At 71.5% G+C, this 18411-nt stretch carries 18 protein-coding genes; 7 read left to right on the forward strand and 11 right to left on the reverse strand.

Annotation, left to right across the window (positions count from 1 at the left end; genetic code table 11):
• Positions 1-3 precede the first annotated feature (3 nt).
• From ABZX61_RS25395 to ABZX61_RS25405, 3 genes are all read left to right on the forward strand, one after another.
• Positions 4-1005 (forward strand): hypothetical protein, encoded by a 1002-nt coding sequence (locus ABZX61_RS25395; RefSeq protein ID WP_355198205.1) that lies wholly within the window; start codon positions 4-6, stop codon positions 1003-1005.
• 5 nt (positions 1006-1010) lie between these two features.
• Positions 1011-1991, forward strand: coding sequence for a hypothetical protein (locus ABZX61_RS25400; RefSeq protein WP_350727023.1), 981 nt, complete (start codon positions 1011-1013; stop codon positions 1989-1991).
• Positions 1992-2056: 65 nt separating this feature from the next.
• The gene (locus ABZX61_RS25405; RefSeq protein ID WP_350727024.1) at positions 2057-2602 is read left to right on the forward strand and encodes a CGNR zinc finger domain-containing protein; all 546 of its coding nucleotides are present in this window, start codon (positions 2057-2059) and stop codon (positions 2600-2602) included.
• Here the strand turns inward: ABZX61_RS25405 and ABZX61_RS25410 are convergent.
• Together ABZX61_RS25410 and ABZX61_RS25415 are read right to left on the reverse strand one after the other, a co-directional pair.
• Positions 2582-3862, reverse strand: a complete 1281-nt coding sequence (locus ABZX61_RS25410; protein ID WP_355198208.1) for an MFS transporter — start codon at positions 3860-3862, stop codon at positions 2582-2584. The genes ABZX61_RS25405 and ABZX61_RS25410 overlap by 21 nt on opposite strands.
• A 75-nt stretch (positions 3863-3937) precedes the next feature.
• Entirely contained in the window at positions 3938-4705 is a 768-nt protein-coding gene (locus ABZX61_RS25415) for a VOC family protein (protein ID WP_355198209.1), read from the reverse strand.
• 173 nt (positions 4706-4878) lie between these two features.
• Here ABZX61_RS25415 and ABZX61_RS25420 point away from each other — a divergent pair, with 173 nt between their 5' ends.
• Positions 4879-5508 carry an alpha-ketoglutarate-dependent dioxygenase AlkB gene (locus tag ABZX61_RS25420; protein ID WP_350727027.1) on the forward strand — a complete coding sequence of 210 codons (630 nt, stop codon included), beginning with the start codon at positions 4879-4881 and terminating at the stop codon, positions 5506-5508.
• A 14-nt stretch (positions 5509-5522) separates the two neighbouring features.
• On the opposite strand, the gene ABZX61_RS25425 is transcribed toward ABZX61_RS25420, so the two are convergent.
• The 4 genes from ABZX61_RS25425 to ABZX61_RS25440 form a co-directional block, all read right to left on the reverse strand.
• Entirely contained in the window at positions 5523-6584 is a 1062-nt protein-coding gene (locus ABZX61_RS25425; protein WP_355198211.1) for an oxidoreductase, read from the reverse strand.
• 57 nt (positions 6585-6641) lie between these two features.
• Positions 6642-7523: a D-alanyl-D-alanine carboxypeptidase family protein gene (locus ABZX61_RS25430; RefSeq protein ID WP_355198213.1), complete on the reverse strand. Its 882-nt coding sequence runs from the start codon at positions 7521-7523 to the stop codon at positions 6642-6644.
• A 97-nt stretch (positions 7524-7620) separates the two neighbouring features.
• Positions 7621-8811: a glycosyltransferase family 4 protein gene (locus ABZX61_RS25435; protein WP_355198215.1), complete on the reverse strand. Its 1191-nt coding sequence runs from the start codon at positions 8809-8811 to the stop codon at positions 7621-7623.
• Complete coding sequence (locus tag ABZX61_RS25440) at positions 8808-9653, reverse strand: sulfotransferase (RefSeq protein WP_350727031.1); 846 nt, start codon at positions 9651-9653, stop codon at positions 8808-8810. Before ABZX61_RS25440 ends, ABZX61_RS25435 begins: the two co-directional genes overlap by 4 nt.
• 89 nt (positions 9654-9742) lie before the next feature.
• On the opposite strand from ABZX61_RS25440, the gene ABZX61_RS25445 reads away from it, so the two are divergent.
• Complete coding sequence (locus ABZX61_RS25445) at positions 9743-10909, forward strand: hypothetical protein (protein WP_355198217.1); 1167 nt, start codon at positions 9743-9745, stop codon at positions 10907-10909.
• On the opposite strand, the gene ABZX61_RS25450 is transcribed toward ABZX61_RS25445, so the two are convergent.
• The 3 genes from ABZX61_RS25450 to ABZX61_RS25460 are packed head-to-tail and all read right to left on the reverse strand — an operon-like array spanning position 10903 to position 13984.
• The gene (locus ABZX61_RS25450; protein ID WP_355198219.1) at positions 10903-11736 is read right to left on the reverse strand and encodes a carbohydrate ABC transporter permease; all 834 of its coding nucleotides are present in this window, start codon (positions 11734-11736) and stop codon (positions 10903-10905) included. The genes ABZX61_RS25445 and ABZX61_RS25450 overlap by 7 nt on opposite strands.
• Positions 11733-12653 (reverse strand): sugar ABC transporter permease, encoded by a 921-nt coding sequence (locus tag ABZX61_RS25455; protein WP_355198221.1) that lies wholly within the window; start codon positions 12651-12653, stop codon positions 11733-11735. The genes ABZX61_RS25450 and ABZX61_RS25455 overlap by 4 nt, the downstream gene beginning before the upstream one ends.
• On the reverse strand, positions 12650-13984 hold the full coding sequence (locus tag ABZX61_RS25460; RefSeq protein WP_355198223.1) for an extracellular solute-binding protein: 1335 nt from the start codon (positions 13982-13984) through the stop codon (positions 12650-12652). Before ABZX61_RS25460 ends, ABZX61_RS25455 begins: the two co-directional genes overlap by 4 nt.
• Positions 13985-14191: 207 nt before the next feature.
• On the opposite strand from ABZX61_RS25460, the gene ABZX61_RS25465 reads away from it, so the two are divergent.
• Positions 14192-15688: an alpha-N-arabinofuranosidase gene (locus ABZX61_RS25465; protein WP_355198225.1), complete on the forward strand. Its 1497-nt coding sequence runs from the start codon at positions 14192-14194 to the stop codon at positions 15686-15688.
• Between the two features lie 223 nt (positions 15689-15911).
• On the opposite strand, the gene ABZX61_RS25470 is transcribed toward ABZX61_RS25465, so the two are convergent.
• Positions 15912-16895 carry a LacI family DNA-binding transcriptional regulator gene (locus ABZX61_RS25470; protein ID WP_355198580.1) on the reverse strand — a complete coding sequence of 328 codons (984 nt, stop codon included), beginning with the start codon at positions 16893-16895 and terminating at the stop codon, positions 15912-15914.
• 378 nt (positions 16896-17273) lie between these two features.
• A complete protein-coding gene (locus ABZX61_RS25475) occupies positions 17274-17714 on the reverse strand; it encodes a MarR family transcriptional regulator (protein ID WP_350727037.1) in 441 nt (146 codons plus the stop codon).
• 118 nt (positions 17715-17832) lie between these two features.
• Here ABZX61_RS25475 and ABZX61_RS25480 point away from each other — a divergent pair, with 118 nt between their 5' ends.
• Positions 17833-18339 carry a nuclear transport factor 2 family protein gene (locus tag ABZX61_RS25480; protein WP_355198227.1) on the forward strand — a complete coding sequence of 169 codons (507 nt, stop codon included), beginning with the start codon at positions 17833-17835 and terminating at the stop codon, positions 18337-18339.
• Positions 18340-18411: the final 72 nt, after the last annotated feature.

Here is an 18411-nt window from a genome sequence, read left to right on the forward strand (position 1 = left end):
CCGATGAGGCACCCCTCAGCGACCGCGGCCCTGCTGGCGTCGGCGGTCATCGGCGGACTGGGGCTCTCGCCCGGCGCCGCCCACGCCCAGTCGAAGTCCCCGGAGGCCCGCGCCGCCTGGGTCAAGACCTGCACCCACAAGAAGGACGACCTCGACTACCCCTGCGGTCACTGGCAGCTGATCATGCGCGACGGCCGCAAGGTCGCCGTGCCCGGCGCGGCCACCTCGCAGATCGACGCCAAGGGCAACGAGGTCCACGACACCGTCACGTTCGCCATCAGCGCCGACGGCCGCGTGATGGCGTACGAGCGCAAGAGCGACCACCGCCTGGTCGTCCAGCCGATCGCGGGCGGCCCGGCCAGGACGCTGCCCAAGGCCGCGGTCCCCAAGGGCGTCGGCACCTCCGACATCGGCGTCTACCTGTCGCCCAAGGGCGACACGGTCGTGGTCGACTACGGCGACGAGCCCGTCCGCCTGCCCGCCAAGGTCATCACGGTCGCGACCGGCAAGATCACGACGCTGCCCCTCGGAGAGGGCATGGGCGGGTTCAGCGGCGACGGCGACGAGGTGCTGACCAAGCGCTATCTGAGCGACAACACGCTCCGCCTGACCGCGCGCCGGCTCGGCGGCGCCTCGGTCAAGGCGACCCCGCCCCAGCTCGTCGCGAACGCCCCCACACTCGCTCTGGCCCCCGACGGCCGGACGGTGGCCGTGTTCACCTCGGGCAACGCCGACACGAAGAAGCCGCCCAGGGTGCGGACCTACGACCTGGCGACCGGGCAGCTGTCCGGCGGCGCCGACCTGCCGCTCTCGCCCGGCGTGCCGCCGGACCTCGCCTGGTGGGGCCCGGACGGCCTGCTCCACGCGGTGGTGGAGAGCGGTGACGTCGGGGAGACGGCGGTGATACGGGAGCTCACCGTCGATCCCGGCTCCGGGGCGGTCAACCAGACCGGCCGATACACGATCAGCAAGACCAGGTACGCCTATGTGAAGGCGGGGGAGTGAACGACATGAAAGCCAAGATCTTCGCGGTCCTCGCGGCCGCCGTCGTCGCGGTGCCGGGGGGCGTCGCGTACGCGGAGCCGCACGCGCACGCGCAGGCACATCGGGGGCACGACAGCGTCCGGTACGCCGCCATCAAGAGCTGCGGCAAGGACGGGGACGCCAAGCCGTGCGGCGACTGGCGGCTCGTCATGCACGACGGCAGCCAGAGCATGCTGCACGACGCCCAGACGGTCGCGCTCGACGTCAAGGGCAAGAAGCTCGTGTACGCCTCGGCGCCCATCGCGGTCAGCGGCAACGGCCAGCGGATCGCGTACCTCACCAAGACCGGCAAACTGGCCGTGCGCACGCTCGGGGGCGGCGTCAAGCTGTTCGCCAAGGGCGCGCTGCCCCGGGTGGACCAGAACAACATCACCCTGCGCCTGTCCGACGACGGCGCCCGGCTGGCCGCCGTCATCTCCGGCGAGAAGGTCCAGAGCACGCGCGTGTTCGACACCGCCACCGGTGCCCGGCTCGGCTCCGTGCCGGGCAACCTGACCGTGCTGGGCTTCAGCGGCGACGGGGACGAGGTGCTCACCAGCGCCGACGGCGACGAGGGAGTCACCGACCTGGCCGTCTACAGCGACACCGGCGAGCAGCTCGTACGCGGCACGCCGCCGCAGGTCGTGTCGTCCAACTCGCCGCAGGCGCTGTCCGCCGACGGCCGCACGGTCGCGGCCCTCGTGGCGGGGAACAAGCCGCAGCTCGTCCTGTACGACATGCAGAGCGACCAGGTCGTCGGCCGCAAGAAGCTCAACCTGCCGGCCGGGGACGTCGACATGGTCGACTGGACCGGGGACACCCAGGTGACCGTCCACCTGGTCCAGTACCAGGAGAGCGGCAACAAGATGACCATCGTCCAGATCGACACCGAGACGGGCGCGGTCAAGGTCCGGGACCGGTATCGGATGCTGAAGGGCATGTTCGTCTTCGCGGCGTGCGGCGGCTGACGCGGCGCGGGGCCCGGGGAGGCGGCGGGGATTCCCCGGGCCCGCACTGGCATAACCTTCTCGAGGTGGAGGTTCACTCGACCAAGGCGATGGCCGCCAGGGCCGTCGACCTGTGCGTGGCACTGCTGCACGAACGGCCGTCCGTCGAGTCGGTGTCGCGGGTCCTGCGCGACCACGGGGAGACCGGGGACCTCGACCTCGGCGAGGCCGACGTGACGGCGATGCGGGCGGCGGCGGCGCGGCTGCGCGAGGTCCTGGGCGCGGCCACCGTGAGCGAGGCGGCCGACCTGCTCAATCGGCTACTCGCCGGATCGGCCCGAGCGCCCAGACTCACCAGCCACGGGGGCACGACGAGCTGGCACGTGCATGTCGACAGCGGGGACGACGCGCCGTGGGGGGAGTGGTTCCTGGCGTCGTCGGCGATGGCGCTGGCGGTGCTGCTGGCCGACCATCAGCGCATTCCGGGCGGGCTGTGCGCCTCGCGGGGGTGCGGGCGGCCGTACCTGGACCTCGGGGGTGGCAGCCCGCGACGCTACTGCGGCACCCGCTGCGCCACCCGCGAACGCGTCGCCGCCCACCGCTCCCGCACCTCACCGCCCGCCTCGGGCTGAGCGCGACGCTTCTCCCGGGGATCCCTTGTCGCGGCGCCCGGCCGTGAGTACGGCCACGGCGACGGCCTGCAGCACAGCCCCCGCCACCAGGGCCGAGCTCGCCGAGTACGCCGCCAGCGGTCCGGCCAGCGCCGACCCGATCGCGAACGAGGTGATCTTCAGGCTGGCCCCCGTGGTGAACACCTGGCTGCGCAGGCGGGCCGGCGCCTCGCGGTGCCGTACCGAGAACAACGCGGTGAGCTGCGGCCCCTCGCCCGCTCCCGCCACCGCCGCGGCGACCACCGCAGCCCAGAACGTCCCGGCCCAGGCCGCCAGCGCCATCCCCGCGCCGAGCACCGCCGTCCCCCGGGCCAGGACGCGGTCCCACCGCCGCACCCGGCCCCACGCGGCGATCACCGCGTTCGCGGCCAACCCGGACGCGGCGGTGACGGCCAGCAGCAGCGCGCCGTGGCCGCTCTGGCCGGTGAGCTCGGCGCCGAGGACGGGAGCGGACACGACCAGCATGGCCAGGCCGCAGCACGAGACCGCGGACCCGGCCGTCGCCCGGCGCAACGTCGCGTTCCGCCAGATGACGGCGAACCCCTCCACCAGCTCCGCCCGAATCGCCCGCCCGCGACCGGTCGCGCCACCGTCGGCGGGCGAGCCGGGTGCGGCGGGGTGAGCGCACACGGTGGCGGGCGAGGCGGGTACGGCGGCGGGTGCGGCCGAACGGGCCCGTACGGGAGGCAGGCTCCAGGCGGCCGGCAGCGCGGCGACGAGCAGTCCGGCGCACACCAGGACCGTCACGGTGCCTCCGCCCGCGCTCGCCACCAGCCCCACCACGGCGGGACCGGCCAGCCCGGCCACGTTGTAGCTCATGGAGTCGAGCGCGTTGGCCCTGCTCAGGCGTTCGGGACCGGCCACCTGGGGCAGCTGCGCCGTCCAGCCGCCGGTCAGTGCAGGCCCCAGCAGCCCGGCCACGACCGCCACGCCGATCAGGGCCGCGTCCGGCACCCGGCCCAGCCCGTACAGGACCAGCAGGAGCCCGGTCGCGTACCCGAGGAGGCAGCACGCGAGCAGCCGCCCCGGCCGCCGCGCCCGGTCGAGCAGCACCCCGAGCAGCGGCCCTCCGAACGCGGCCGAGACGGTCAGCCCCGCCAGCAGCCAGGACGCCGTCAGGGGAGACCCGGTGACGGCCATCCCGGCGACCAGGAGCGCGGGCCCGGACATCTCGTCCCCCGTGCGCGCGGCCACTGCGCCGGCCATGTAACGGTATAACACGGTGAAGACGTTACAGGACGGCGAGTGCGAGCCGGCCCGGCCCGTGCGCCGCGCGGACCGGGCCTGTGGCCGGGGTCAGGCCGAGCTGGTGATGACCGCGAAGCGGGCGCCGTAGGGGTCGGCGAGGAAGGCCATGCGCCCGACTTCTTCCACGTCCGTCGCGGGAGCCCGCAGTGTGCCGCCGAGCTGCTGCGCCAGCGCCGCCGTGGCGTCGCAGTCGGGCACCTCGAAGTACGGCAGCCAGTGCGGGCTGTCACCGGGCTGGAGCTGGACGATCCCGGCCATCGCCGAGGCCTCACCGCCGTCGGCGGGCGAGACGACGGGGTAGGAGATGTCGCCCATCGGCAGGTCCTCGACGCGCCAGCCGAAGACCGACTGGTAGAAGGCCCGGATGCCGGCGGGGTCGGGGGTGTAGAGCTCGATCCAGCCGAGCGAGCCAGGCTTGGTGACCATGCCGAGCCCCTTCGTCCGGCCCGGCTGCCACACCGCGAACGCGGCCCCCGTGGGATCGGCGAAGACCGCCATGCGGCCCTGGCCCTCGACGTCGCTCGGCGGGAAGAGCACCGTGCCGCCCGCCTGCTCGATCGTCTTGGCGATCACGTCGACGTCGGGCACCTGGAAGTACGTCAGCCACGCCGGGGTCCAGCCCTCCTGCGTCACCTCGCTGATCCCGGCGACCGTCTTGCCGTCGACCTGGCAGAAGCGATACTGCATGTACTCGGGGCCCAGCGTGACGGACTCCCAGCCGAACAGCCCCGTGTAGAAGACGTTCGCCGCCTCCGCGTCGGGGGTGTTGACCTCGATCCAGCAGGGGGCTCCCGGTAGGTAATCGGTGGTGAGCATGGCCTGCTCCTTCGTGTGACGAAGCGATGGGTGGCCTCTTCGCCTCACGGTGCGGGCTGAGGGCGGCGATGCCACTCGTATCCGGCGATTGCCAGCCTCGCACGACCCCTCGGCAAAGGCGAGCCGACACCCCAGTCGAATGCGTGTTTGAACAAAGGCATACACTTGACCGCATGACAGCCTCGTTCCAAGCATCTCTGCTCGGCCTCGACGAGGAGCTCGGGGTCGGGCCGCTCGGCGCCACGGTCCGCAGGACTCACCTCGACCACGGCGCCTGGATCGACCTGCGGCCGGGCTGGCTCACGGGGGCCGACACGCTGTTCGAGCGGCTGGCCGGGACGGTGCCGTGGCGGGCGGAGCGGCGGCGCATGTACGACCGGGTGGTGGACGTGCCGCGGCTGCTGAAGTTCTACGACGAGGACGAGACCCTGCCGGATCCGGTGCTCGAGGACTGCCGCCGGGCCCTCGACGATCATTACGGTGAGGAGCTGGGGGAGCCGTTCCGTACGGCGGGGCTCTGCTTCTACCGCGACGGGCGCGACAGCGTGGCCTGGCACGGCGACACGATCGGGCGGGGGAGCACCGAGGACACCATGGTGGCGATCGTCTCGGTCGGCACCCCCCGCCCGCTCCTGCTCCGGCCCCGCGGCGGCGGGCCGTCCATCCGGCGGGATCTGGGGCACGGGGATCTGATCGTGATGGGCGGGAGTTGCCAGCGCACGTGGGAGCACGCGATCCCGAAGACCTCCCGCCCGGCGGGGCCGCGCATCAGCATCCAGTTCCGCCCCCGCGGCGTCCGCTGACACCCCCTACGCGGTTATCGGAGGGTCAGACGGGCGAGGCGGCCCTGCTCGCCGGAGGCCCAGCAGGAGAGGTCGCGGGTGCAGGACACCGTGTCGAACGATCCGTTGTCGAAGGTCTCCCAGGTGCGCCCGCCCGACCACGTCACGTCGCTGCCCGAAGGCCCCACCGCGATGGCGGCGAACGGCAGGTGGGGGAGCCACGCCACGCCGGAGCGGTAGGCGGGCGGCGGGGTGGTGGCGGGTTGCCAGGTGGTGGCGCCGTCCCGGGTGAGGGCGGCGGCGCTGGGGGAAGGCTGGTCGGGGCGGTAGTCGCCGCCGACCGCGAGGCCGTGGTGACGGTCGCGGAAGGCCAGGCCGAAGACGCCGCGGGCCGGGTCGCCCGCGGGGATCGGGGTGTCGGAGACCGTCCAGGTGCGTCCGCGGTCGCCCGAGTGGAACACCCGTGACCGCTCCGCCCCGCCGGTGGCCAGCCAGGCGTCCCGGCCGCCCGCGGTGACCAGGCACTGCCCGCTCGCCGCGAACCCCGCCTCGCCCGGCAGCGCCTGCGGCATCCCGTCGGCCGGCAGCACCCGCCAGCTCCGCCCGCCGTCGTCCGTGGCCAGGATCCGGAACCTGCCGTCCACCGGGTCGCTCATGGCCAGCCCGTGCCGCCGGTCGTAGAAGGCCAGGCAGTCGTAGAAGGCCCGGGGCTCGTCGTTCCTGAACGTCTCCGTCCACGTGCGCCCGCCGTCCTCCGTCCGGTAGACGCGCGAGTCCGTGCCCTCCCCGATCGACAGCGCCACGGCCCTGCGCTCGTCGAACGCCTCGATGTCGCGGAACTGGAGCGCGGAGGTGTCGGGCGGGGAGACGTTCTGCCAGTTCTGCCCGCCGTCGACGGTCCTCAGCACGGTGCCGCCCGAGCCCGAGGCCCACACCACGTCCCGGCTGACGGGCGACAGGCCGCGCAGGCGCGCGGTCACCCCGGTCTCCTTGAGCTCCCAGCCGAGCTTGGGGGTTCCGGCGTGGGCGGCGGGGACCGGGGCGGCGAGTACGGCGGCGGCAGCTGACAGCGCACTCAACGCGATTCGAAGCTTCATGTCGGGCAAACTAGTCCAAAGGATCAACACCGTCCATGGTGTCCGCCCGGGCTTCGGTCAGGCGGACTCGCGGGCCGCGCCCCAGGACAGCAGCGCCTCCGCCGTGTCGAAGCGGCGGCCGGAGTCCGACTCGCCGAGCAGCACGCCCACCAGCGTGTGGCCGCGCTTCTCGCCCGCGAACGCCAGCGTGAACCCGGCCGCCCGGGTGAACCCGGTCTTCAGCCCGATCGCGCCCGGCGTCCCGAGCATCTTGTTGGTGTTGCGCCAGCTGTACGAGCGGTGCTCGGAGGTGGCGTCCAGCGAGTGGTACCGGGTCCCGGCCACTTCCTTGATCAGCGGCACCTGCACGGCCTTGGCCGCCAGCATGCTCTGGTCGCGGGCGGTGGAGTAGCCGTCCCCGCCGCGCTTGGGCAGGCCGTCGGCGTTGACGTACTCGGTGTCGTTCATGCCCAGCTCGCGCGCGGTGGCGTTCATCTTGCCGACGAAGCCGCCGACGCCGGGGCCGTAGGTGCGGGCGAGCGCGTGGGCGGCGTCCGCGCCGGAGGGGAGCATGAGGCCGTACAGGAGCTCGCCGACGGTGAGGCGGTCGCCGGGCCGCAGGTCGGCGGTGGTGCCGCCGCCGTCCTCCGCGTACTGGACGTCCTCCCGCTTGACCTGCACCACGTCCGTGGGCTTGGCGGTCTTCAGGACGACGTACGCGGTCATCATCTTGGTGACGCTGGCGATCGGGAGGCGGTCGTCGGCGTTCTTGCTGAACAGCTCCTTGCCGGACGAGACGTCCATCAGGTAGGCGGCGCTGCCGTACACCGAGGGCGCGTCCTGCTGGACGGCGTGGACGGGGGCGGCGGCGGGGGCGCTGGCGTGTGCGGGTGCGGTGAGCCCCGTGACCAGGGCAAGGGCACCTGCCGCAGCGGCCAGGTGGGCTTTCCGGATACGCATCGCTCCAGATTGCCGCGTCCTTTGAGATGCTTTTGCCGAAATGGGCGATATTTCGTGACAAAGGGCGCGGAAAGCCCGGCCATGTCGAAGGAATCGGTCAGGTAAATCTTTTCCCGGACGTCCAGAAGTTGTCGGCCACGCGCTCACCCGCCAGCAACTCCGAGAACAAATCCTCCCACAATGGCATCACCAATTCAGGCGCGTACGCACGCGACGCTTTGTGCGCCGCCTTCCCCATCCGCACCCGCAGCTCCCGGTCACCCATGACCCGGCTCAGCGCGGCGGCCAGCGCGTCCACGTCCCGCGGCGGCACGAGCACGCCGTCCACCCCGTCGGTCAGCACGTCCCGGGGCCCGGTCGGGCAGTCGAAGGCGACCACGGGCAGCGCGTGCGTCATGGCCTCGATCATCACCATCGGCAGGCCCTCGAACCGGGAGCTCAGCGCGTACACGGAGGACTCCGCCAGCTCCCTGTCCAGCCGGTCGGTGCGCCCGGCCAGCGACACGTGCTCGCCCAGCCCGAACCCGTCGATGAGCCCCTGCAACTGGCTCTTGCGCGGCCCGGTGCCGAAGATGCGCAACCGCCATTCCGGATGTTCCCGCACCACCTGCGCGAAGGCCGTGATGAGCAGGTCGAACCCCTTCTGCGGCACCAGCCGCCCGGCCGCGACCACGACGGGATTGACCTGCTGGGAACGATCCTGGTCGGCCTGATGGACCGCGTTCGGGATCTGCACGATGGGGGTCGAGGGCAGCAGGCGCTGGTACTCGAGGCGGTTGGTGCGCGTCAGCACGGTGACCGCGTCGAACCGGCCGTAGTGGCGGGCGATCTCCCTGCGGATGGTGTCGGGGTACGCCGACAGGTTCATGTGCTCCTGGGCGACCCTGACGACGTCCTTGGCGGCGCGGCGGGCGGCGATCAGGTTCAGGGCGGGCCTGGTGGTCACGAGGACGCCGTCGCGCAGGCCGGAGACGTACTCCATCGCCGCCCACTCCACCCGCTCGGTGAAGTAGTCGGCCGCGAACTCGCCCCTCGGCACGATCTTGCCGCGTACCTTTCGCCAGGCCCGGCGCCCGAACGAGTCCGGCACCCTGCCGCCGCGCTGGTCCACCAGCGCGGTGATCCCGACCCGCGGGTCGAGCGAGAACTGGGGGGTGTCGCGCCGCCGCACCAGGCTGACCAGCTCGACGTCGTGGCCCGCGGCGGCCATCGCGTTGGCCTGGTTGACGACGGTGCGGATGGTGCCGCCCATGCCGTACGCGTGCAGCATGAGGTAGCGGATCTTCACGTGAGGTACCCCCAGGTCCGGCACATGGGTTTCAGCGCGTCCGGGACCTGGTCCGCGGAGGGGAGCTCCCGCGCGGGCTGCACGGCGCCGGAGCGGATCTTGTCGCGCCAGTCCCCGAGGCCCTTCTCCAGGACGGACTGCTTCCCGTAGGCGAGCATCCCCGGCTCCCACTCCAGGCCCAGGAACTCGCAGATCTCGCGGGTCGCCTTCTCCGGGTCGGCGCTCAGCTCCTCGTACCTGACGGTCAGGCCGGGCAGGGCTGACCTGGCCCGTTGCACGGCCTTCATGTACCGCAGCGCGTCCAGCGCGGCCTCCTCGGGGGTGCGCCTGTCGGGGCTGGCCTCGTGCCAGGACGCGGCGATCGAGGCGGGGTGGCGGAGCAGGAAGACGAAGCGCGCGTCGGGCCAGCAGGCGGCGATGCGCTGGTAGGCGAAGGCGTTCGCGGGGGTCTTGTCCACGATGAACCGTTTGCCGCTGCGTACCAGCTCCCGGTGCAGGACGCGGTCCCACAGCAGATGCTCCAGATCGGCCTGGTTGTGCCCGAGGGCCGCCATCGCCTTGGCCGCCAGGCTCGTGTCGAACTGCACGCGGAGGCGGCGTACGTGCAGCTCGTGAGGGGCGTGCAGGGCGGAGTGGGCGTTCAGAATCGCGCGCAGGAGCGTCGAACCGGACCGCACGGGGGACAGGAGGAACACGGGGGAGTCGAGCAACCGGTCGGTCGCCGGATCCGCGGGCGGTCTGATCTCGGGAACGGGCTGGGGAGGAGCCGCTTTTCCTACACGTTCGATCTGGAATCCGGTGAACCTGACCAGCGCTTTGTTCATTTTGCGCTGCCAGTTCATGCCGAGGGAGACTACCCATCGTTCCTGGCAATTCCCTGGCAACGGTAAACGGCGGACGTAATCTGATATTTGCCGATACGCTCGCGCGCGTGGACGATCTCGATCGCGTTTCTTGGGGCAAGCTGAAGCACGCCTACGGCCGAGCCACGGACGTGCCCGGCCAGATTCGGGCGCTCGCGTCCGCCGACGAAGGCGAGCGCCAGAAAGCCATGTCGGCGCTCTACGGCAACATTTTCCACCAGGGCACGCGCTTCCCGGCCACCCCGCACGCGGTGCCGTTCCTGGCCCGCCTGGCCGCCGACCCCGCCACGCCCGATCGCGAGCTGATCCTCCATCTGCTCGCCTCCCTGGCCCTCGGCTACGAGGAGGGCCACCTGCCGGAAGGCGTCGGCATCGCGCGCTGGCGCGAGGAGAGCGCGGGCGTGCAGTCCAGGAGCAAGGAGGAGGCCGACGCCCACCTCGAGCAGTGGGTGGCCGAGGCGCCGAACGACGCCGTCCGCAGGGACCGGGCCTACGTCCGGCAGACGTACGACCACAAGCTGGAGCGCATGTTCGACGCCGCCATGCTGGCCTCCTACGACGCCGTCAGGGAGAACCTGCCGATCTCCCTCCTGGCCGACGGGGATCCGCACGTCAGGACGGCCGCGGCGTACCTCGTGAGCTGGTTCCCGGAGGAGGCGGACACCACCGGGCCCGCGCTCGCCGGCCTTGTCGAGGCCGACGCCGAGCCGGTCACGGTCGCGACGGCGATGTTCGCGCTCTCCCTGCTGCCCTGGCCGGCAGGGGCGCCGGCAGGGGCGATCGAGCCCGGCCTCGGCCACGCCGACGGCCTCGTGCGCGACGCCGCCGCGCTGGCGCTGGTCAACCTGCACGGCGAGGACGCGCCCCCGCAGGCCCGCGACGCCGTCGTCCGGCTGCTCACCGCCACCGGCGACACCCCGCTCCCGTACGCCGAGGGCGACCTGGCCACGCTGGCCGCCCGCGTCAGCAAGCGACGCCTGCCCGGTGAGGCGCCCGCCAGGGCCCAGGCCCTCATCGCCCGCCTGGCGGCCGCCAAGCCCGTGGACGCCTTCCCGATCGCGGGCGACCTCTTGGAGACCGTCGCGGACGCGCCGGAGCTACGGCGGGCCGCCCTCACGGCCATCGCCGACCTGAGTGACGACGCGTGGAGCTGGATCAACCTCCAGGAGGTCCTGCGCGCCCACGGCGTCCCGGACGACCGGGACGCTCTGCGGGAGCACCTGCGGGATCACTGACCGGCCAGGCCGGTGTGGGCGACGCCGCGTACGATCTGCCGCTGGAAGAGCACGAACACCACCAGCAGCGGCAGCCCGGCCAGCACGACCGAGGCCATGATCTGCGCGTACCGCAGCCCGAACGTCCCCTGCACCACGTTGGCCAGCCCGACGGGCAGCGTCATCGTGTTCGGGTCGGTGGAGACCAGGAACGGCCAGAGGAAGTTGTTCCAGGTCGTGATGAACGTGAAGATCGACACGGCGGCCAGCACCGGGCGCGACAGCGGCAGCACGATCGTGAAGAACACCCGCCACCGCCCGGCCCCGTCCACGAAGGCCGCCTGCTCCAGCTCCGGCGGCACGTCCTGGAAGAACTTGAACAGCACGTACACGATCAGTGGCGCCGCCACCTGCGGCAGGATGATCGCCCACCAGGTGTCGACCAGCCCGAGCGCCACCATCTCCGCGAACAGCGGCGCGATCAGCACGTGCGGCGGCACCATGATCCCGGCCAGGATCACCGCGAGAAGCACCCGCTGCCCCTTGAACTGCGTGCGCGCGAACCCGTAAGCCGCCATCGCCGAGAACAGCACGGTCAGGAACGTGACGATCACCGCGGTGACGGTCGAGTTGATCGCCCACTTGACGATGCCGCCGGTGTCCAGGACCAGCCGGTACGAGTCCAGCGTGACCTCGCTGCCGAACCACTGCAGCGGGACCTTCGTGGTCTCGGTCTCCGGCTTGAGCGAGGTGGCGATCGCCCAGGCGATGGGCGCGAGCCAGAGGACCGCCAGGGCCAGGGCGACCACCAGCAGGACGAGCTGGCTGAAGCTGAACCGCTTGGTCATGAGGAGACCTCCGTCCGTTTGCGGAACAGCCGCAGCTGCGCCAGGGAGACGATGACGATCAGGACGAACAGGATGTAGGAGACGGCCGAGGCGTAGCCGGTGCGGTAGCCGGTGAAGCCGACGTCGTAGGCGTACTCGATGATCGGCCTGGTGGAGTCCTGCGGCCCGCCGGCGGTCATCAGGTAGATCTGGTCGAACACCTTCAGCGACGCCAGCAACTGCAGCACCACGATGAGCGCGGTCGTGCGGCCGAGCAGCGGCAGGGTGATCGAGCGCAGCTTGTCCCAGGCCGAGGCGCCGTCGATGGCGGCGGCCTCGTACAGGTGCTGCGGGATCGACTGCAGCGCGGCCAGGTAGAGCAGGAAGTTGAAGCCGACCGTCCACCAGACCGTGGTCAGCACCATCGACCACATGGCGACCGACGGGTCGCCCAGCCACAGCGTGTCGGTGCCGAGCGTGCCGTTGAGCAGGCCGTAGTCGGGCGGGTAGATCATCTGCAGCCACAGCAGCGACACGACGGCGGACGGCAGCAGGAACGGCCCGAAGAACGACAGCCGCCACAGCCACTGCACGAACCGCAGGTGGTGCACCAGCAGTGCGAACCCGAGGCCGAGCAGCACCAGCGGGACCGTGCTCAGCACGGTGAACACCAGCGTGTTCCACAGCGAGTGCCACATGCGCGGGTCGGCGAACGCCTCGGCGTAGTTGGCGAACCCGACCAGGTGGTTGTTGCCGCCCGCGATGTTCACGCTCGACAGGCTCATCCGGAAGCCGAGCACCGTCGGCCAGACCAGGAAGGCCAGGTAGATCAGCAGGAACGGCGCCACGAACAGCAGCCCGTGCTGCGTCCAGCCACGCCGGACCTTCGCGTGGGCGACGGGAGCGGCGGTCGCGGGGGCCGTGACAACGGTGGTCATTGGCGCTCCTCGGCGGGGAAGGGGTTCGGGGCGGACAGCAGCCGGTCGAGCGCCGCCTTGGCCGCGGCCAGGCCCTCCTCCGGCGTGTGGTCCCCGGTGATGACCGGGGAGAAGGCCTGCCCGAACTCGAGCCACAGCCGCGACGCCGACCCGGTGAACCACACCTGCGGGTCGAGCGCGACGTCGGTGATGACCGAGCGGTACTCCGACTGCGGCTGGAGAGACAGGTACTCGGGCTCCTCCAGCGCCGGCAGGTACGCGGGCACGTGCCCGGCGACCGCCCAGTCCGCGCTGTTCTTGACCAGGTAGGCGATGAACCGGTAGGTGGCCCGCTCCACCTCGGGGTCGCGGCTGCGCTGGTGCGGCAGCACGAACGAGTGGCAGTCGGCCTGCGCCGCCCCCGAGCCGAACACGTTGGGGAACCGGGTCATGCTGAACGGCGTCTTGCGCTCCTTGAGCCCGGTGGTCTCCCAGTCGCCGTTCCACAGGAACGCGGCCTGGCCGTTGGTGAAGTTGGCCACCGAAGCCCCGTAGTCGGTGCGCCGGTCGCACAGCCCCTCCTCCCCGAGCCGGCGCATGAACCGCAGCACCTCGAGCGCCTTGGCGTCGTCGATGGCGATCTTGGTGCCGTCGTCCGACAGCAGCGTGCCGCCGCTCTGCGGGTAGAGCGAGTACCACACGCGCCAGGGGCCCACGGTGCCGATGCCGAGCGCGTCGTAGGCCAGCGGGGGCTTGCCGCCCATCGCCTCCTTGGCCTTGTTCAGCGCCGCCACCAGCTCGTCCACGCCCGTCGTGGGCTTGAGCTTGCCGTCGGGGCCGAGCAGCCCTGCCTTCCCGCAGATGTCGGTGTTGTAGTACTGCACCATCGGGTGGGCGTCGAACGGGATCGCGTACAGCACTCCGTCGAGGTGGGCACGCTCCCAGATGGGCGGGCTGAAATCGGCGGCCCGCAGGCCGACCTCCTCCAGTAGCTTCACGTTGATGGGGTCGAGGATCTGCCCCGCGCCGATCCCGGCCAGGCGGGCCAGGTGGAAGGTGGCCAGATCGGGGGAGCGGCCGCCGGAGCCGGCCATCGCGATCTTCGTGTAGTACGGCTCGCCCCAGGCGAGCACGTTCTCCTCGACGAAGACGTCCGGGTTGTCCTTGGCGAACGCCTGGACCATCTTGTTCATGATGATCCCGTCGCTCGCGCCGAGGAAGTGCCAGTACTGGACGCGGGTCTGGGACGAGCCGAGCCCGACGGGGATGGCGCATCCGGTGGCGGCGGCGCCGGCGAGTGCGAGGCTTCCGCCGAGAAGCAGGCGGCGGGAGATGTGAGGGGGATCTTGCACGGTGGCCTCTTCCTGCGAGCTGTCGCTTTCCGCTGAGGTCGGGGGCCGTTTGTTTCGTTGGGGTTACCCGAGTGTTAGCGGTAACAACCGGCGTGTCAAGTCCCCTCCCTGACCAGCGCCACCTGGTGGTGCACCACTTGACCGGCCTCCTTGTTATCGCTAACAATCTGGATCACGTAACGCCCGCGAAACCCAGGAGATCTCTCCGTGTACCAGGCAAAACTCACGCTCGATCCCGCGTTCAAGGTCGCCCCGGTCCGGCGGCGCACCTTCGGCACGTTCGTCGAACACCTCGGGCGCTGCGTCTACACCGGCATCTACGAGCCGGGCCACCCGTCCGCCGACGAGGACGGCTTCCGCGGCGACGTGCTCGACCTGACCCGGGAGTTGGGGGTGTCCACGGTCCGCTACCCGGGCGGCAACTTCGTCTCCGGCTACCGCTGGGAGGACGGCGTCGGCCCCGTCGATCGGCGCCCCCGCCGGCTGGACCTGGCCTGGCACAGCACCGAGACGAACGAGGTCGGCGTGGACGAGTTCGTCCGCTGGTGCCGCAAGGCCGGCGTCGAGCCCATGATGGCGCTCAACCTCGGCACCCGCGGCATCGAGGCGGCCCTCGACCTGCTGGAGTACTGCAACCACCCGTCCGGCACCGCGCTGTCCGACCAGCGCATCGCCAACGGCTCCAAGGAGCCGCACGCGATCAGGATGTGGTGCCTGGGCAATGAGATGGACGGCCCCTGGCAGACCGGGCACAAGACCGCCCACGAGTACGGCCGGCTCGCCGCCGAGACCGCCCGCGCCATGCGCATGGTGGACCCGTCCCTGGAGCTGGTCGCCTGCGGCAGCTCCAGCTCCAGCATGCCGACCTTCGGCGCGTGGGAGGCCACGGTGCTGGAGGAGGCGTACGACGTGGTGGACTACATCTCCTGCCACGCGTACTACGAGGAGAAGGACGGCGACCTGGGCAGCTTCCTGGCCTGCTCGACCGACATGGAGTACTTCATCCGCTCGGTCGTGGCCACCGCCGACTCCGTCGGCGCCAGGCTGAAGTCGCGCAAGCGGATCGACCTCTCCTTCGACGAGTGGAACGTCTGGTACCTGTCGCGCTTCCAGAACGCCGCGCCGCCCGCCGACTGGCCGATCGCGCCGCGGCTGCTGGAGGACCACTACCACCTGGCCGACGCCGTCGCCTTCGGCGGCCTGCTGATCACCCTGCTGCGCAACAGCGACCGGGTCACGGCCGCGTCGCTGGCCCAGCTCGTCAACGTCATCGCGCCCATCGTGACCGAGCCCGGCGGGCGGGCGTGGCGCCAGACCACCTTCCACCCGTTCGCGCAGGCGTCCCGGCTCGCGGCCGGCGACGTGCTGCGGGTGGAGCCGGTGTCGCCGTCGTACGAGACGGCGCAGTTCGGCGAGGTGCCGCTGCTGCACGCGGTGGCCACGCACTCCGAGGAGGGCACGACGCTGTTCGCCGTCAACCGCTCGACCGACGGGCCGCTCTCCCTGGAGATCGACACCCGGGCGCTCGGCGGCGCCCGCATCGTCGAGGCCACGACCCTGACGGACCCGGACGTCTACGCCCGCAACACGGCCGACGACCCGGACCGGATCGCGCCCCGGGCCAACACGGATGTGGAGCAGGACCCGGCCCGCGTACTCCTGCCCCCGGTCTCCTGGAACGTGATCCGCCTGGCCCGCCCGTAACCACCACCCCACCGGGCTGACCACCGGCGCTCAGCCCGGCACCTTCGCGGGGCTGACCGCTCATGCTCGGCCCGGCACCTTTGCGGGGCTGACCGCTCGCGCTCGGCCCCGCACCTTCCCGGGGCTGACCGCCGATGCTCGGCCCGGCACCTGTGCCGGGCTGAGCACGGGACCACGCCGCAGACTTCACCGGCGGATCCTCGCCTCCGGTCCTTGCCGCCTCCTACGCCTCCGGGGCCGGGGCGGTGCTCTGCCTCACGACCAGCTCGGGCTCCACCAGCCGCCGCGCGTCGACCGACGCTCCCGCCATCCGGTCCAGCAGCAGGTGGAAGGCATGCCGGCCCACCTCGTGGAAGTCCTGGCGTACGGTCGTCAGCGGCGGCCAGAAGTAGGCCGACTCGGGGATGTCGTCGAACCCGACCACGCTCACATCCTCCGGCACCCGCCGCCCGGCCTCACGCAGGGCGCGCAGCACGCCGAGCGCCATCTGGTCGTTGGCCGCGAACACGGCGGTGACCTCCGGATTCCGGGCCAGCTGCTGCCCGAGCTGGTAGCCGGAACGCGAGCTCCAATCACCCCGCAGCACGTCGGGCACCGGCCGGTCGGCGGACTCCAGCACGCCCCGCCACCCCTCGATGCGCCCGTTCGCGTCGAGCCAGTCGGCGGGCCCGGCCACGTGCCACACCGTGCGATGGCCGAGGCTGAGCAGGTGCCGGGTGGCCCTGGCCGCGCCCGTACGTTGATCGACCTTGGCCACGGGCACGGGGATGTCGTCCCCGGCGTCGACCGCGACCACGGGCATCTCGGCCGGCAGATGCCGCAGCCCGTCGGCGGCCGACTCGTGCGGCGCGACGATGATCACCCCGTCCACGGCCTGGTCGCGCAGCCGTTCCACGCCCTCCTCCATCGACTTACGGCTGAGCGAGGGCAGGCTGGCGATGCTCACGTTGAACCCGGCGTTCCTGGCGGCCTGCTCGATGCAGTAGAGCGTGGAGGCGGGCCCGTACAGGGTGGTGTCGATGCTCACCACCCCGAGCACCCCGGACCGCCCGGTGACGAGCTGGCGCGCGGCCTGGTTGGGCCGGTAGTCGAGCTCCTGCACGGCGGCGAGCACGCGCGCCCTGGTCTCGGCCCGCACCCGATCCGGCGCGTTGAGCACGCGCGACACGGTCATGGCCGAGACTCCGGCGAGCACGGCTACGTCCATGAGCACCGCAGGCCTGCCGTCCCTGGATCTCACGGAGGCTCACCCCCTTGCCGATAACGCTAACAGCCGCCGACCCCGAACGCGCGGACCATTATCACCGCCCGACCCGCCTCCGGAAAAGCACGGCCTTCCACGAGGGGGCCGCTTCGCACCTGTCATTCCAGCCGGCGCCTCCCAGGGGGCCTGCCGTCCCCTTCGCCCCCCCGAAAACCTCCGCTCGTCGGGCGCCCCCGATACGTGGTTGCCGAGTGGGCCTGCTGGAGCCCGCCCGGATACCCCGCTCGCCACCCCAAACTCACCTGGTCACCCGGCGGGTCATGGGAGCGCGCCCCGATCCCGACGAGATTGCGCTGAGCACCACTGAGGGACGGCGCTGTTTCAGGCGCCTTCGACGATGTTCCACAGCATGCTGTGGAACTTGGCATGCTCGGAAGCCGGGATGGCGGCGAGGCGTTCACTGATGGCCGCGTCGCGGGCCACGGCGACCTGGTTCTTCACCTCGACGCCCCTCGGCGTGGCCGCCGGAATGCGGACGCGCCGGTCGCGTTCGGAGACGTTGCGGACGATCAGGCCGTCCTTCTCCAAGCGGTCGATGATGGCCACCAGCGTCGTCTTGTCGATGTCGAGCTCGCGGGCGATCTCGAGCTGAGTGCGCTGCGAGCCGTCGCTGACCAGGGCGAGGACGAGCCAGTCCCGCAGGTCGGCGAGGCCGGCCGCGCGCGACACCCTGTTGAAGGCCTCCTTGAGCGCCTCGGCGGCGCGATGGGCCAGCCAGGTCAGGTCTTCGGCCGGCACGGAGCGGTCACTGTCTCGGGGCACGAGCGGATGCTATCGCATGTTCCTCGGATAGTCCTGTCTCATATCGTCTTGCTTCGGATAATCCATCACCGTATGGTTGAGCGCTCGGAAACCGCCCTCAACGGCTGGGAGAACGCGCATGGCCACCGACCTCGGAGCCCGGATCCGCCGGCTCGAAGACCGCGTCGAGATCGTCGAGCAGGTCACCAAGTACGCGATCAGCGTCGACCGCCGTGACTGGGAGCTGTTCGCCGCCTGTTTCACCGACCCCGTGTACACCGACTACTCCGAACTGGGCAGCCCGGCCGGAAGCTTCGCCCGCGACGAGGTCGTCCGCCGCATCAGCGAGGCTCTCGACGGATTCACCGCCACGCAGCACATCAGCCCGAACCATGTCGTCGAATTCGACCCGGACGATCCCGACCGGGCGATCTGCCACTCCGCCATGTACGCGCAGCACCTCCTCGAAGGGTCCGAGGGCGGCGACTTCTACCTGCTGCGCGGCTCGTACACCAACCACATGCTCCGCACCCCGGACGGCTGGCGCATCGAGCGCATCGTCCAGCACGTCGGCTGGGCCGACGGCAACCGCGGCGCGGTCGCGGAAGCCGTGGCCCGGTCCCGGGCGAAGAGGATCAGGGGATAGCCGCGGCCCGGTCCCGGGCGAAAGGGACCAGGGGTAGCCGGCGCTCGGCGGGTGCTATGGTGTGAGACGCTC

It is taken from the genome of Nonomuraea sp. NPDC003709 (genome assembly GCF_040610775.1).
In the GTDB taxonomy this organism is placed as follows: Bacteria; Actinomycetota; Actinomycetes; order Streptosporangiales; family Streptosporangiaceae; genus Nonomuraea; species Nonomuraea angiospora_A.